This window comes from Streptomyces sp. NPDC050485 (assembly GCF_044458185.1).
Taxonomy (GTDB): Bacteria; Actinomycetota; Actinomycetes; order Streptomycetales; family Streptomycetaceae; genus Streptomyces.
In genome coordinates, this window is the sequence record NZ_JBITHR010000007.1 from 137,748 (window position 1) to 150,761 (window position 13,014).

Sequence of the window (13,014 nt, forward strand, 5' to 3'; positions counted from 1 at the left end):
TGGCGGTACGTCGGTACAGTCCGTGGCACGATTCCCCCGACCCCGAGGAGGGCGGCGCGCATGGACCTCGACCCCAGGCGGCTCCTCGTGCTGAACGCGATAGCGCGGAGCGGCGGCCTCGCTCCGGCGGCGCGGGTGCTCGGTCACACGCGCTCGGCCGTCTCCCAGCAACTGGCAAGCCTGGAAAGGGAAGTCGGCCTGCCGCTGGTCGACCGTTCGGGTCCACGACTGGAACTCACGGCGGCCGGCCGGCTGCTCGCCGCCACCGGGGACCGCATCGGCAGGGAACTCGCCCTCGCAGTACAGCAGTTGGGCCCCGTGAGCGATCAGGTCGTGCAGGGGCCGGTGGCGATCGGGGCGACATCGTGGGTGCTGGCCCGGCTCGCGGTCCGGGTGCTGCGGCTGCTCGCCGGGTCGCACCCCCGGGTCGAGCCGAGATTCGTGGAGGCCGGGCTGCCGGACGGCCTGCGACAGTTGCGGCTGGGCGAGTTGGACGTGCTGGTCGTCATCGACGACCGGGACACCGCGGTGCCGCTGCCGCCCTCCGTCCGGGCCCGGGTGCTCAGCGAGGACTCCTACCGCGTGGTCGTCCCGGCCACCTGGGACGTGCCGACCGGCGCCGCCGAACTGTCCGGCCGCCCATGGATCAGCGCGCCCGCGCACTCGGCCCGAGGTCGCGCCTTCGCCCGGTTCGCGAGCGTCCAGTCGGTCGTGCCGTCCATCGAGCATCTGGCCGACCACATGGGCGCCGTTGAGGCGCTGCTGGCCGGGCAGGTCGGCGCCGCGGTCATGCCCGCGTATTTCGCGGCCCAGCTGGAGCAGGCTACGGTGACGTCGCTTCCCGTCACCGGCAGCCAGATCACCCGGACGCTCTTCCGCACCGGCCACGGAGGCGCCGCGGCGGCAGCCCGGGTGGCGGCGGACGCGCTGAAGCAGGCGGCCCGTGACTACGCCGAGGCCGCGACCGTCACCGGCGGTGCCAAGGGCGACATCACGGTCCGCCCGCTGCGCGACCCCACCGAGGCAGTTCCGCCCTCGGCCCGCCGCCAACCCCCTGCGGCCCCTTGCTGACGATCTGTAGCACGACTGGATTCACCGGCAAGCTGATGCTCCGTCAAATTACTGGCGAGGAGTCTCCTTTTCGCCCCTCCGCCCCGGACTTACTCTCAAGTCACCTCAGTTCCTCCTCGCATCCCCACACCATCGAATCCGTTCGACCGAGGAGTCCCCCCATGGCAATCCGCAGCTCACGCATGCTCGCGATACTCGCTCCGGCCGCGGCCGCGGCCCTCGTGCTCGGCAGTACGGCGGGCGCGAGCGCCCTCCCCGCGGCCGACTCGACCACCGTGACACCGGCCGGCCACTCCTTCGCCGCCCAGCTCACCGGCCAGGCCACCTTCACGGCCGGGTCCACCACCATGACCTGCAATGTCTCGGCGTCCGTCCCCGACACCAGCGCCAACAACCAGGTCCCGGCCGACCCCGGCAACCACAACGACGCGGGCCCGGTGTCCGCGCCCATCAACCCGCCCACGTTCAGCGACTGTTCGACCAGCATCGGCGGGGTGAGCGTGACCGCCAGTACCAACGCCGACAACGGCTCCTGGAGCATCTCGGCCCAGAACGGCGCGCCCGTCGCGGCCGGACTGACCATGCCCCAGGGCGGGTTCGTCCTCCAGACCAGCGGCCTGGCCAGCTGCACGATCACCGCGTCGCCGACCGGACCCACCACCGTCTCCGGCACCTGGACCAACGGCGCGCCCTCCTCGCTGGCCATCACCAACGCACCCGTGGCCGCCACGGTGACCGGCGGCTTCCTCTGCCCGACGGGCGACCAGAGCGCCACCTTCTCGGCCACGTACAACGTCACCGACACGACCGATCCGGCGCAGCAGATCACCGTAACCAGCTGACGCAGCAGGCCAGTTGGGCAAGGTGAAGCGCCCCCGGATTCGCCGGGGGCGCATTCACCGCGTACGGAGGCCGTACCTCAGCGGCCGACCTTCTTCGCCTTCCTCGCCGCCCGCAGCCACTCCTTGTTCATGGCCGCGATCGACGGCAGCGGAATGCCCTTGGGGCAGGCCGTCGCACACTCCCCCGTCAGCGTGCAGCCGCCGAAGCCCTCGTCGTCCATCTGCCCGACCATGTCGAGCACCCGCGTCTCGCGCTCGGGCGCGCCCTGCGGCAGCACGTTCAGGTGGTTGATCTTCGCCGAAGTGAACAGCATCGCCGAGCCGTTGGGGCAGGCCGCCACGCACGCGCCGCAGCCGATGCACTCGGCGTGCTCGAAGGCGAAGTCGGCGTCCGGCTTCGGCACCGGTGTGGCATGCGCCTCGGGGGCGGCGCCGGTCGGCACGCTGATGTAGCCGCCGGCCTGGATGATCCGGTCGAACGCCGAGCGGTCCACGACCAGGTCCTTGACCACCGGGAACGCCGAGGCGCGCCACGGCTCGACGTCGATGGTGTCGCCGTCGCTGAAGGACCGCATGTGGAGCTGGCAGGTGGTGGTGCGCTCGGGGCCGTGGGCGTCGCCGTTGATGACGAGCGAGCACGCGCCGCAGATGCCCTCGCGGCAGTCGTGGTCGAAGGCGACCGGCTCCTCGCCCTTGAGGATGAGTTCCTCGTTGAGCGTGTCGAGCATTTCGAGGAACGACATGTCGGTGGAGATGCCGTCGACGTCGTAAGTCGCCATGGCGCCGGGCGAGTTGGCGTTCTTCTGGCGCCAGACGCGCAGGGTGAGCTTCATGCGTAGCTCCGCTGGGTGGGGTGGACGTACTCGAAGACAAGGTCTTCCTTGTGCAGGACGGGGGCCTCGCCGGTGGCCGCGAATTCCCAGGCGGCCACGTACGAGAACTCCTCGTCGCGGCGGGCCGCCTCGCCGTCCGGGGTCTGGGACTCCTCGCGGAAGTGCCCGCCGCAGGACTCGGCGCGGTGCAGCGCGTCAAGACACATCAGCTCAGCGAGCTCCAGGTAGTCGACGATGCGGTTGGCCTTCTCCAGGGACTGGTTGAACTCCTCCCCGGTGCCGGGCACCTTGATCCGGCGCCAGAACTCCTCGCGGATCTGCGGGATCCGGTCGAGCGCCTTGCGCAGGCCCTCCTCGGTGCGGGCCATCCCGCAGTACTCCCACATGAGTTCGCCGATCTCGCGGTGGAAGGAGTCGGGGGTGCGGTCGCCGTCGACGGAGAGGAGCAGGTTCAGGCGGTCCTCTGTTTCGGCCACCGCTTCGGCAACTGCCGGGTGCCCGGCGGTCATTGACTCCTGGTGGGGGTTGCGTGCCAGGTAGTCGTTGATGGTGGACGGCAGGACGAAGTAGCCGTCGGCGAGGCCCTGCATCAGCGCGGAGGCGCCGAGCCGGTTGGCGCCGTGGTCGGAGAAGTTGGCCTCGCCGATCGCGAACAGGCCGGGGATGGTGGTCTGGAGGTCGTAGTCGACCCACAGTCCGCCCATGGTGTAGTGCACGGCGGGGTAGATCCGCATCGGTGTCTCGTACGGGTTCTCGGCGGTGATCCGCGCGTACATGTCGAAGAGGTTGCCGTACTTCTCCTCGACCTTGGCGCGGCTCATCCGGGCGATGGCGTCCGCGAAGTCGAGGTAGACGCCCTGCCCGCCGGGACCGACCCCGCGTCCTTCGTCACACACGTTCTTGGCGGCGCGCGAGGCGATGTCGCGCGGGACCAGGTTGCCGAAGGCCGGGTAGATGCGCTCCAGGTAGTAGTCGCGCTCGTCCTCGGGGATCTCGTGCGCGGGCCGTTGGTCGCCCTTGGCCCTGGGGACCCAGATGCGGCCGTCGTTGCGCAGCGACTCGCTCATCAGGGTGAGCTTGGACTGGTGCTCACCGGTCCGCGGGATGCAGGTGGGGTGGATCTGGGTGAAGCAGGGGTTGGCGAAGTACGCGCCCCGGCGGTGCGCCCGCCAGATGGCCGTGGCGTTGGAGTTCATGGCGTTGGTCGACAGGTAGAAGACGTTGCCGTAGCCGCCGCTCGCCAGGACCACCGCGTCCGCGAAGTACGTGTCGATCTTCCCGGTGACGAGATCGCGGGCGACGATGCCGCGCGCCTTCCCGTCCACGACGATCAGGTCCAGCATCTCCGTGCGGGCGTGCAACTCGACGTTCCCCGCGGCGATTTGGCGCGAAAGCGCCTGGTAGGCGCCGAGCAGCAGCTGCTGGCCGGTCTGGCCGCGGGCGTAGAACGTACGGGAGACCTGGACGCCGCCGAAGGAGCGGGTGTCGAGCAGTCCGCCGTACTCGCGGGCGAACGGCACGCCCTGCGCCACGCACTGGTCGATGATTTCGACGGAGATCTGCGCGAGGCGGCGGACGTTGGACTCGCGGGCGCGGAAGTCGCCGCCTTTGACGGTGTCGTAGAAGAGGCGGTGGACGGAGTCGCCGTCGTTGCGGTAGTTCTTCGCGGCGTTGATGCCGCCCTGCGCGGCGATCGAGTGGGCGCGGCGGGGCGAGTCCTGGAAGCAGAACTGGACGACGTGGTAGCCCTGTTCGGCCAGCGTCGCGCCCGCCGAGCCGCCCGCGAGCCCGGTCCCGACGACGATCACGGTGTGCTTGCGGCGGTTGGCCGGATTGACCAGCTTCGCCTCGAAGCGCCGGGTGTCCCAGCGCTCGGCGATGGGCCCCTGCGGGGCCTTGGCGTCGGCCACCGCAGGGCCCACGGAGTATTCGGTGTACGAGGTCATGCTCAGCTCACCACTTTGGTCATGACGGCGACGGGTACGGAGATGAATCCGGCGAACAGCACCAGAGCCAGTGCGTTGGCGAGGAACTTGAGGACCCGCTCACGCGTCGCGCTGCCCACGCCGAGGGTCTGGGCGGCGCTCCAGAAGCCGTGCCGGACGTGCAGGCCGAGCGCGGCCATCGCCACGAGGTAGATGACGTTCCCGTACCAGGTCGAGAAGGTGTCCAGGACGTTCTGGTAGGGGTGCCCGGGCCGGAAGCCGGAGTGCACGGTGCCGGTCGTCAGGTCGAGGATGTGCCAGACGATGAAGAGGGCGAGGATGATGCCGCCCCAGCGCATCGTGCGGGTCGCGTAACTGGCGCGGGCCCGCTGGTGGACGTAACTGCTCGGCCGCGCCCTCATGTCGCGCCGGCTGAGCTGGTAGGCGCAGACCGCGTGTCCGACGACGGCGGCGACGAGCACCACGCGGATGAGCCACAGGGCCCACTCGTAGTGCAGGAAGGGCTCGCCGATGGTCCGCAGCCAGTGCGCGTACGCGTTGAACTGGCCCGCCCCGAAAAAGATCTTCAGGTTGCCCATCATGTGAACGACCAGGTAGAGCAGCATGATCAGACCACTCACGGCCATGACCGTCTTCTTGCCGACGGTCGAGTCCCAGAGTGTGCGCGTCATGGACGGCCGTTTGTCCGTCCGCGTTGCCAGAGCCATGTCATAGACGCTAGGGGCGAAGGACCCGAGAGGTCCAAGACATGGTTCGGCTCATCTTCATAGTGATGGCCTATCGTAGATGCATGCAGTTCCAGCAGCTCCTCTATTTCGTGGCGGTCGCCGAGACCCGGCACTTCACCCGGGCCGCCGAGCGCGTCCATGTCTCGCAGCCCTCGCTCTCCCAGCAGATCAAGGCGCTGGAGAACGAGCTGGGCGCCGAGCTGTTCAGCCGCGCCCGCGGCAACATCGCGCTCACCGACGCGGGCGAGGCGCTGCTCCCGCTGGCCCGGCGCATCCTGGCGGACGCGGACACCGCGCGCATCGAGGTCCAGGAGCTGGCCCAGCTGCGCCGCGGCCGGGTCCGGCTCGGCGCGACCCCGAGCCTGTGCACCGGTCTGCTCCCGGACGTGCTCCGCGCCTTCCACGACCGGCATCCCGGGATCCAGCTCCTCATCGAGGAGGGCGGCTCCCACGATCTGGTACGTGAACTGGCGCGCGGTGCACTGGACTTGGCCCTCATCGTGCTGCCGCTCCCGGCCGCCTCCCCCGCCCTCACCACGATCGAGCTGCTCCAGGAGGACCTGGTGGTCGTCTCCTCCCCCGCCGAAGCGCCGCCCGGCGCCGGGTCCTGGGTGCGGATCGCCGATCTGCGGGAAGCGCCGCTCGTGATGTTCCGGCACGGCTACGACCTGCGGGAGCTGACGGTGGCCGCCTGCCGCGCCGAGGGCTTCGAGCCCGCGTTCACCGTGGAGGGCGGCGAGATGGACGCGGTGCTCGGTTTCGTACGGGCCGGTCTCGGCGTGGCCGTGGTGCCGAGCATGGTGGCGGCGCGGGCCGGCGACCTGCGGGTGACCCCGCTGGCCCGCCCGGGCCTGCGCCGCACGATCGCCCTGGCCCACCGGAGCGACGTCGACCCGCCGCGCGCGGCACGGGAGTTGCAGCGAGTGCTGCTGAGTATCGGTACGGGGCAGCGCTCCACCCGCTGACCGTTCCTCACCCGGGGTGGGCGGGGGCTCTGCCCCCACACCCCCGCTCCTCAATCGCCGGAGGGGCTGGCTTTTTACGGCCTTACACCGCGTCGACCAGCGCCAAGCTGTGGATCTGGTCCGGGGCACCCGGCCTGGCGTAATACCAGCCCTGAGCCGTATCGCAGCCCAGCTCCTTCAGCTGCTCGGCCTGGGCTCCCGTCTCCACGCCCTCCACCGTCACCGCGAGCGACAGGCTGTGCGCGAGGGACACGATCCCCTCGACGATCTTGATGTCCACGGGGTCGGCGGGCAGCTGCTGCATGGACTGGGTGAAGGACCGGTCCAGCTTGAGCACGCTCACCGGGAGGCGGCGGAGGTTGGCGAGGTTGGAGTAGCCCGTACCGAAGTCGTCCAGCGCTATGTCGACGCCCATCTCGGCGAGCTGGCGCAGCGGCTTCAGGAGGTCGTCGTCGGCGCCGATGAGTGCGGACTCGGTGACCTCCAGGCAGAGCGCGCCGGGGACCAGCCCCGTGCGCTCCAGCATCTCCACCGTGTCGGCGACCAGACCGGGGTGGTGCAGCTGGGTCGGCGACAGGTTCACGTTGATGCGCAGCGGGCCGCCGTCGGTGGCGCCGGGGTGGGCCTCCTGCCAGGCCCTGGCCTGGCGTACGGACTCCTGCATCACCCAGCGGCCCAGCGGCACGATGAGCCCGGTGTGCTCGGCCAGCGGGATGAACCGGTCAGGCCCGAGCACCCCGTGCTGCGGATGCGACCAGCGCACCAGGGCCTCGGCGCCGTGCACACTGCCGTCGCCGAGGTGCACGAGCGGCTGGTACTCGATGAAGAACTCGCCGCGCTCCAGGGCGGCGGGCAGCGCGTTGGTGAGCCCGTGCCGGGTGATCGCGCGGGCGTCGGCCTCGGCGTCGGCCCACTCGAAACGGTTGCCGCCCGCCGACTTGGCCCGGTACATCGTGATGTCGGCGCTGCGCAGCACCTCGGCGGGGCTGCGCTCGCCCGCCGGTCCCTCGACGACGCCGATCGAGCCGCGCACGGTCAGCTCGCGGCCCTCGATGCGGATCGGGGTGGCGAGGGTGTTCAGTATGCGGGAGGCGAGTTCGTCGGCCTCGTATTCGGTGTCGGGTCCCGTGGTGAGCGCCACGAACTCGTCGCCGCCGAGCCGGGCCACCATCTCGCCGGGGCCGGTCGCACAGGTCTGCAACCGGTCGGCGACCTCCACCAGGAGCCGGTCGCCGGCCGAGTGGCCGAGGCTGTCGTTGACCGCCTTGAAGCCGTCGAGGTCGAGGTAGCAGAGCCCGAACCGCTTGCCGTCGCCCGGTGCGAGCGCCTTCTCCAGGCGCTCGAAGAACAGGGTGCGGTTGGGCAGTCCGGTGAGCGCGTCGTGGGTGGCCTCGTAGCGCAGCCGCAGGTTGAGCAGCCGGCGTTCGGTGGTGTCCTCCATCAGTGCGAGCTGGTACTGCGGGCGGCCCTCGGCGTCGCGCAGCAGCGAGACGGTGAGGTTGGTCCACAGGACGGTGCCGTCGCCGCGGTAGTAGGGCTTCTCGACCCGGTAGTGGTCGCGTTCGCCGCGTACCAGCTCCTCGTACAGCCGCCAGACCTGCGGGGCGTCCTCGGGGTGCACCCACTCGCTGACGTTGCGGCTGCGGATCTGGCCCTCGATGCCGCCGAACATCCGGGTGAGGGTCTCGTTGACCTCCAGGACCCGGCCCGCCAGGTCCGCGATGCCGATGCCGATCGCGGCGCCCTCGAAGACCGCGCGGAACCGGGTCTCGGTGGCGTGCAGGGCTTCGAGGGCGGCGCTGCGGGCCGACATCGCGGAGCGGGCGATGGCCTCCTGCTCGACCAGGGTGCGTTCGCGCAGGGCCGCCGCGAAGCCGGCCGCGAGCGCGTGCTGGAGCCGGGCGCAGCGGGCCCGCGCCTCGTCGGCAGCCAGTTCGTCGCCCGCGCCGCAGTACAGGACGAGGTAGGAGTCGACCACGCCGAGGGTGCGGCTGAGGGCGTCCGGGTCGGTGCAGTGCACGGCGACCAGTGCGGCGCCGGCCTCGTGGGCGGGTGCCGGGTCGAAGTGCCGCGCGTGCAGGGCGTGGATGAGCCGGCGGGCCAGCGGCACGAGGTGCTGCTCGAACTCGGGGCGGGTCAGCGAGGTCGCCGTCACCGGGAAGATCGCCCGGCTCCAGATCGTCGCGAACCGTCTGAGTCTGTCCTCGGGGCTGTCCGGCTCGGTGGCCGGGCCCTGCGCCTGGGGCGGGATGCTCACGCCTTGCGCCCCACACCGGCAAAGCCCGAGAAGGCGTACGGATCTTCCTGGTCGGGCGCGTTCTCCGGCCGCCACAGCGGCATCGAGACCAGTCCGGGCTCGACCATGGCGTACCCCTCGAAGAACCCGGCGATCTCCTCGTGCGAGCGCATGACCAGGGGGTTCTTGATGTTGCGGTAGACGTCCACCGTGCCGACGGCCTCTTCCTCGCTGAGCGGGATGCCTTCGTAGGAGGCGTGGGTGAGGACGAGGAGGCTGCCGGGGGCGAGCGCGTCGCGCAGCGCGGCCACCGCGGCGTACGGGTCGTCCTCGTCCTCGACGAAGTGCAGCACGGCGACCAGGAGCAGCGCCACCGGCCTTGACAGGTCGAGGAGTTGGGCCGTCTCGGGGGCGTTCAGGATGCTCTGGGGCTTGCGCAGGTCGGCTGCGGCGATCGCGGCTCGCTCGTTGCCTTCGAGGACGGCGCGGCTGTGGGCGACGGCCACCTGGTCGTGGTCGACGTACAGCACGCGGGCTTCGGGGCTGGCCCGCTGGGCGACTTCGTGGACGTTTCCGAAGGTCGGGATTCCGGAGCCGATGTCCAGGAACTGCGTGATGCCCTCGTCCACGGCGAAGCGCACGGCGCGGCGCATGAAGGCCCGGTTCGCCTGCATGATCTTGGGAAGTCCCGGCATGTGCCGCATGGCTTCGCGGGCCGCTTCCCGGTCGACCTCGAAATTGTGCGAACCGCCCAGGTAGTAGTCGTAGATGCGGGACACGCTCGGCATCGAGATGTCGATGCCCTGGGGGGCCCAGGCTGGACGCTCCATCAATGTCTCCAACAAGTCGCCGCAGCACGGCCATGACCATGACCATGTTCGCGCCTGAGGCTACTGATCGTCCGCCGGGAGGGCGAGTAAAAACGGAAATTGGCCGTCCGCTATTTGGTCACACGCCCAGGGCATGTGCGCCGCATCGTACGGGCATACGAGCGCGGGTACGCAATCGAGCCGGCCGGCGGCGCGCGCAGCGGCCCGCCACCGCGCGGGGGGTCGCGGTGGCGGGCCGACTGGGTTGGGCCGTGGGTTACTTGGGTGCGCCGATGAGCTTTCCCTCGGGGGACACGGCGTACCACGTACCGCCCACGCCCTGGCCATTGGTGTCGCCGGGCTTGGTGTCACCGGAGAACGTGTAGACGGGCCAGCAGGTGATCGACTGCTGCTTGACGCCGTCGGGCCGGTCGAAGGTGACGAAGCCCTTGAGGGCGATGCCCTTGGTGTTGTTCTTGTCGACCGGGGCGACCACCGGCCACTTCTGCAGACAGGCGCCGGTGCAGGCGGACTTCATGGGCCAGGCCGAGTCCTTCTTGAACCGGTAGACGGTCATGCCCCGCGCGTCGACGATGACGTCGCCGAGCTTGGGGTCCGTGCGGACGGACAGGCCCGGCAGGGACTGCGCCGGGGCGGCGGCAGCGGCCTTCTTGCCGTCGGGCGCGGCAGCGTGCCAAGTGCCGCCCACGCCCTGGCCGTTGGTGTCGCCGGGATTGGTGTCCTTGGCGTAGCGGTACATCGGCCAGCCGCCGATGGTGAGCTGCTTGGTGCCGTCGGCGCGGGTGACCGAGCCGAGCAGCGAGGGGTCGGCGCCCGCGGCCGCGCTGACACCGTCGGCGGGCACCGCCGGCCAGGCCTTCGCGCAGTCGCCCGAGCAATTCGACTGGGGCGGACTCGCGGTGTCCTTGTCGAAGCGGTAGAGCGTGAACCCGGCGCTGTCGGTGACGACCTTGCCGAGCTCCTTGCTGTCGGTGACGGCCAGTTGCCCGGCCTGCTTGGCGGCGGACTCGGCGCCGCCCGCCTGCCCGTAGCCGCCGCTCGACCCGTAGCCGCTGCCGGCGGGCTGCTGGGCGGGGCTCGCGTTGCCGACCGACTGACCGGTGCCGGAGCCGCTCGCCTTGTCCTGGCCGCAGGCCGTCGCGGTCAGTGCCAGTACTGCTGCCGCCGCTGCCGCGAGCGATGCGCTGCGCCAGGTATTCATGTCAACTCCCGTTGTCGGTACGGCTGTTGGGGCGCCGGTAGCGCCGGTTCATGGCCCTAAGTACGGGCGGCGGGCGATGGTGTGTTCAACGCGGGCGGAGGAATTTTCCGGACCGCCCCGAACAGTTGGTCAACGTGCCGACCGCGGAGCGGGGGTATCTCCCCCCTTCAGGCGAATCGGCTCGACGCCCCCCGTGGTGACGGTCCGACGGAACGATGATCGCCCCGTGCAAGGACGACACCTCGCCGGACGGCTGCTCGCCGCTTCGGCCTTCACGCTGCTGCTGGCCGCCCCGGCACCCGCCGCACTGGCCGACGCCTGCGCGTACGCCTCCGTCTCGCAGGACGACGGGCGCGGTTCGAACTGGGCGGTCGCGGGCGCGGGCCACGCGCTGTGTCCGACGCCGCAGCCCACCCCACCGCCGCCCACCCCGACGCCCCCGCGCCCGCCGGCACCGCCGCCCGGGCCGCCATCGAAGCCCGCTCCCCGGCCCACCCCGCCGCCCCGACCGGCGCCGCGTCCGGCACCGCCGCCCGCGGTGCACCGGCCCGCGCCGCCACCCGTGCCACCCGCGCCCCCTGTGGCGCCGCCCCCACCCGCGCCGCCCGTGCCGTCGGCGCACCCCGCGCCGCCGCCCGCCCGCCGGGTCGCGCTGCGCGAGTACCGGATGCCGCCGCGCAAGAAGGCCGCGCCGCGGCTGTCCCCCGTCACCCTCACGCTGCTCCTCACCGCGCCCGCCGTGCTCGGCGCGGCTCTGCTGCACACCCGCTCCGGCTCCCGCTCCCGCTGAGCCCGATTCCTCTGAGAGGTCCCCTTGTCCGACTGGCTCGTCCTGGCCATCGCCATGGCCGCCGCATGCGCGGTCGTGCTCACCATCACCCTGTTCAGCAACCGAAGGCTCGCCCCGGACGACGATCCCTCCGACACCCCGGACGTCATCGAGTACATGACGATGATGGTCGGCGTGGTGTACGCCATCGTCCTTGGCCTCGCCATCGCGGGCGTCTGGGAGGGCCGCGGCGCCGCCCAGGGGGACGTGCGGCAGGAGGCCCAGGCGCTGCACGAGATCGACCGGCGGGTCCAGGTGTACCCGGCGGAGGTGCGCGACCGGACCCGGGCCGACGTCGAGGCGTACGCCTCCTACGTGGTGCACACCGAGTGGAGCCACATGGCCGAGCACGGCGAGCTCACCGCCGAGAGCGGCCAGAAACTGGAGAAGATCCGCCGCGATGTGACGGACTATCACCCGCAGAACGACTTCGAGACCCAGGCCTACCAGCCGCTGATCGACCAGGTGGGCGCCGTGGACGACGCGCGCACCGGGCGGGCGGAGGGCGCGGCGGCCACCATGCCGGGGGTCGTCTGGTTCGGGCTGATCGTCGGGGCCCTCGTCACGGTCGGGATGATCTTCACCCTCCAGATCAGGCGCACCTGGCGGGAGTTGCTGCTCGCCGGGCTCTTCAGCGCCCTGATCGCCTTCCTGCTCTTCCTCATCTGGGACTTCGACGCCCCCTTCGGCCGGGGCATCTCGGCGACGGCGGCACCGTTCCTCGACCTGTTCCCGGGCATCGGCTGACGCCTCGCCCGGCCGGTGCGGGCGGGGCGGGCCCGCTCGGCCGGGCGGGGGACCCGGATGCCCCATTCGCCGGACACCGATCGCGACACGCCGCGCCCGCTCCTAGCGTTTCGGTCATCGAGGTGCATTCACCCGTATCTGTGGAATCGGTCCGCAGCTGCCCCTCGGGGACCGGAGGATTGACCATGGGCGCGATACCCATCGCATCCGCAGCCCTGCTCGGCGCTGCCGCCCTCTCGCTCGCCGCGCCCGTCGCCACGGCGGCCGACGGCAGCGCCAACGCAAGCAACATCACGTCGTTCGCCTTCAGCGTGACCCCCTCGACGATCGCCCCCGGCGGTCAGGTCACGCTGAACGTCACGGGCTGTGCGAGCGACGCCACCGTGTCCTCCGGTGCCTTCAACACCGTCACCGTCCCCCGGGACAGTTCGAGAAACGCCACGGTCGACTCCGCTGCCAGACCAGGCGCCGCGTACACCGTGATTTTCACCTGCGGCAGCGAGCGCGGCACCGCGCAGCTGGCGATCACCGGCGGCTCGCAGCCGACCATCAGCTCCACCCTGCGGCCCCTCACCCCCACCACCGCTCCGCGCGGGGTGCGCGGCGGCCTCGGCGGCAGCATGGGCAGCGTGGACGATGTTGATTTCGCGGTGGGTGCCGCACTGGTCGCGGCGGCCGGCTGCGGTGCGCTGCTCTACCTGCGTCGCCGCCGCTCGACCCGGCGGCAGTACTGAGCGCTCCGCGGGGGGGGGTGACGTTCGTCGCCCGGGCGTGCCAGGTTGTTCG

Annotated in this window: 12 protein-coding genes; 6 read left to right on the forward strand and 6 right to left on the reverse strand. The window is 71.2% G+C overall.

Going from position 1 to position 13,014, the window contains the following annotated elements:
• Window positions 1–60: 60 nt before the first annotated feature.
• Both ACIBK6_RS16630 and ACIBK6_RS16635 read left to right on the forward strand, forming a co-directional pair.
• Window positions 61–1,071, forward strand: a complete 1,011-nt coding sequence (locus ACIBK6_RS16630) for a LysR family transcriptional regulator (protein WP_399051960.1) — start codon at window positions 61–63, stop codon at window positions 1,069–1,071.
• A 161-nt stretch (window positions 1,072–1,232) separates the two neighbouring features.
• Entirely contained in the window at window positions 1,233–1,913 is a 681-nt protein-coding gene (locus tag ACIBK6_RS16635; protein ID WP_399051961.1) for a hypothetical protein, read from the forward strand.
• Window positions 1,914–1,990: 77 nt separating this feature from the next.
• Here ACIBK6_RS16635 and ACIBK6_RS16640 read toward each other — a convergent pair whose 3' ends face one another.
• The 3 genes from ACIBK6_RS16640 to ACIBK6_RS16650 are packed head-to-tail and all read right to left on the reverse strand — an operon-like array spanning window position 1,991 to window position 5,399.
• Window positions 1,991–2,746, reverse strand: a complete 756-nt coding sequence (locus ACIBK6_RS16640) for a succinate dehydrogenase/fumarate reductase iron-sulfur subunit (RefSeq protein WP_399051962.1) — start codon at window positions 2,744–2,746, stop codon at window positions 1,991–1,993.
• Window positions 2,743–4,692, reverse strand: a complete 1,950-nt coding sequence (locus tag ACIBK6_RS16645) for a fumarate reductase/succinate dehydrogenase flavoprotein subunit (protein WP_399051963.1) — start codon at window positions 4,690–4,692, stop codon at window positions 2,743–2,745. Before ACIBK6_RS16645 ends, ACIBK6_RS16640 begins: the two co-directional genes overlap by 4 nt.
• Before the next feature lie 2 nt (window positions 4,693–4,694).
• On the reverse strand, window positions 4,695–5,399 hold the full coding sequence (locus ACIBK6_RS16650) for a succinate dehydrogenase cytochrome b subunit (RefSeq protein WP_399051964.1): 705 nt from the start codon (window positions 5,397–5,399) through the stop codon (window positions 4,695–4,697).
• Between the two features lie 83 nt (window positions 5,400–5,482).
• Between ACIBK6_RS16650 and ACIBK6_RS16655 the strand changes: the two genes are divergently transcribed.
• On the forward strand, window positions 5,483–6,385 hold the full coding sequence (locus ACIBK6_RS16655) for a LysR family transcriptional regulator (protein WP_399051965.1): 903 nt from the start codon (window positions 5,483–5,485) through the stop codon (window positions 6,383–6,385).
• A gap of 82 nt (window positions 6,386–6,467) precedes the next feature.
• Here the strand turns inward: ACIBK6_RS16655 and ACIBK6_RS16660 are convergent, their stop codons facing one another.
• The 3 genes from ACIBK6_RS16660 to ACIBK6_RS16670 form a co-directional block, all read right to left on the reverse strand.
• A complete protein-coding gene (locus ACIBK6_RS16660) occupies window positions 6,468–8,642 on the reverse strand; it encodes a putative bifunctional diguanylate cyclase/phosphodiesterase (protein WP_399051966.1) in 2,175 nt (724 codons plus the stop codon).
• Entirely contained in the window at window positions 8,639–9,451 is an 813-nt protein-coding gene (locus tag ACIBK6_RS16665) for an SAM-dependent methyltransferase (protein ID WP_399051967.1), read from the reverse strand. Before ACIBK6_RS16665 ends, ACIBK6_RS16660 begins: the two co-directional genes overlap by 4 nt.
• A 256-nt stretch (window positions 9,452–9,707) precedes the next feature.
• A complete protein-coding gene (locus ACIBK6_RS16670; protein ID WP_399051968.1) occupies window positions 9,708–10,652 on the reverse strand; it encodes an SCO0930 family lipoprotein in 945 nt (314 codons plus the stop codon).
• Between the two features lie 226 nt (window positions 10,653–10,878).
• On the opposite strand from ACIBK6_RS16670, the gene ACIBK6_RS16675 reads away from it, so the two are divergent.
• The 3 genes from ACIBK6_RS16675 to ACIBK6_RS16685 all read left to right on the forward strand — a co-directional run bounded on the left by ACIBK6_RS16675 (window position 10,879) and on the right by ACIBK6_RS16685 (window position 12,962).
• Window positions 10,879–11,442 carry a hypothetical protein gene (locus tag ACIBK6_RS16675; RefSeq protein WP_399051969.1) on the forward strand — a complete coding sequence of 188 codons (564 nt, stop codon included), beginning with the start codon at window positions 10,879–10,881 and terminating at the stop codon, window positions 11,440–11,442.
• A 24-nt stretch (window positions 11,443–11,466) separates the two neighbouring features.
• Window positions 11,467–12,228, forward strand: coding sequence for a DUF4239 domain-containing protein (locus ACIBK6_RS16680; protein WP_399051970.1), 762 nt, complete (start codon window positions 11,467–11,469; stop codon window positions 12,226–12,228).
• 185 nt (window positions 12,229–12,413) lie between these two features.
• On the forward strand, window positions 12,414–12,962 hold the full coding sequence (locus ACIBK6_RS16685; protein ID WP_399051971.1) for a hypothetical protein: 549 nt from the start codon (window positions 12,414–12,416) through the stop codon (window positions 12,960–12,962).
• Window positions 12,963–13,014: the final 52 nt, after the last annotated feature.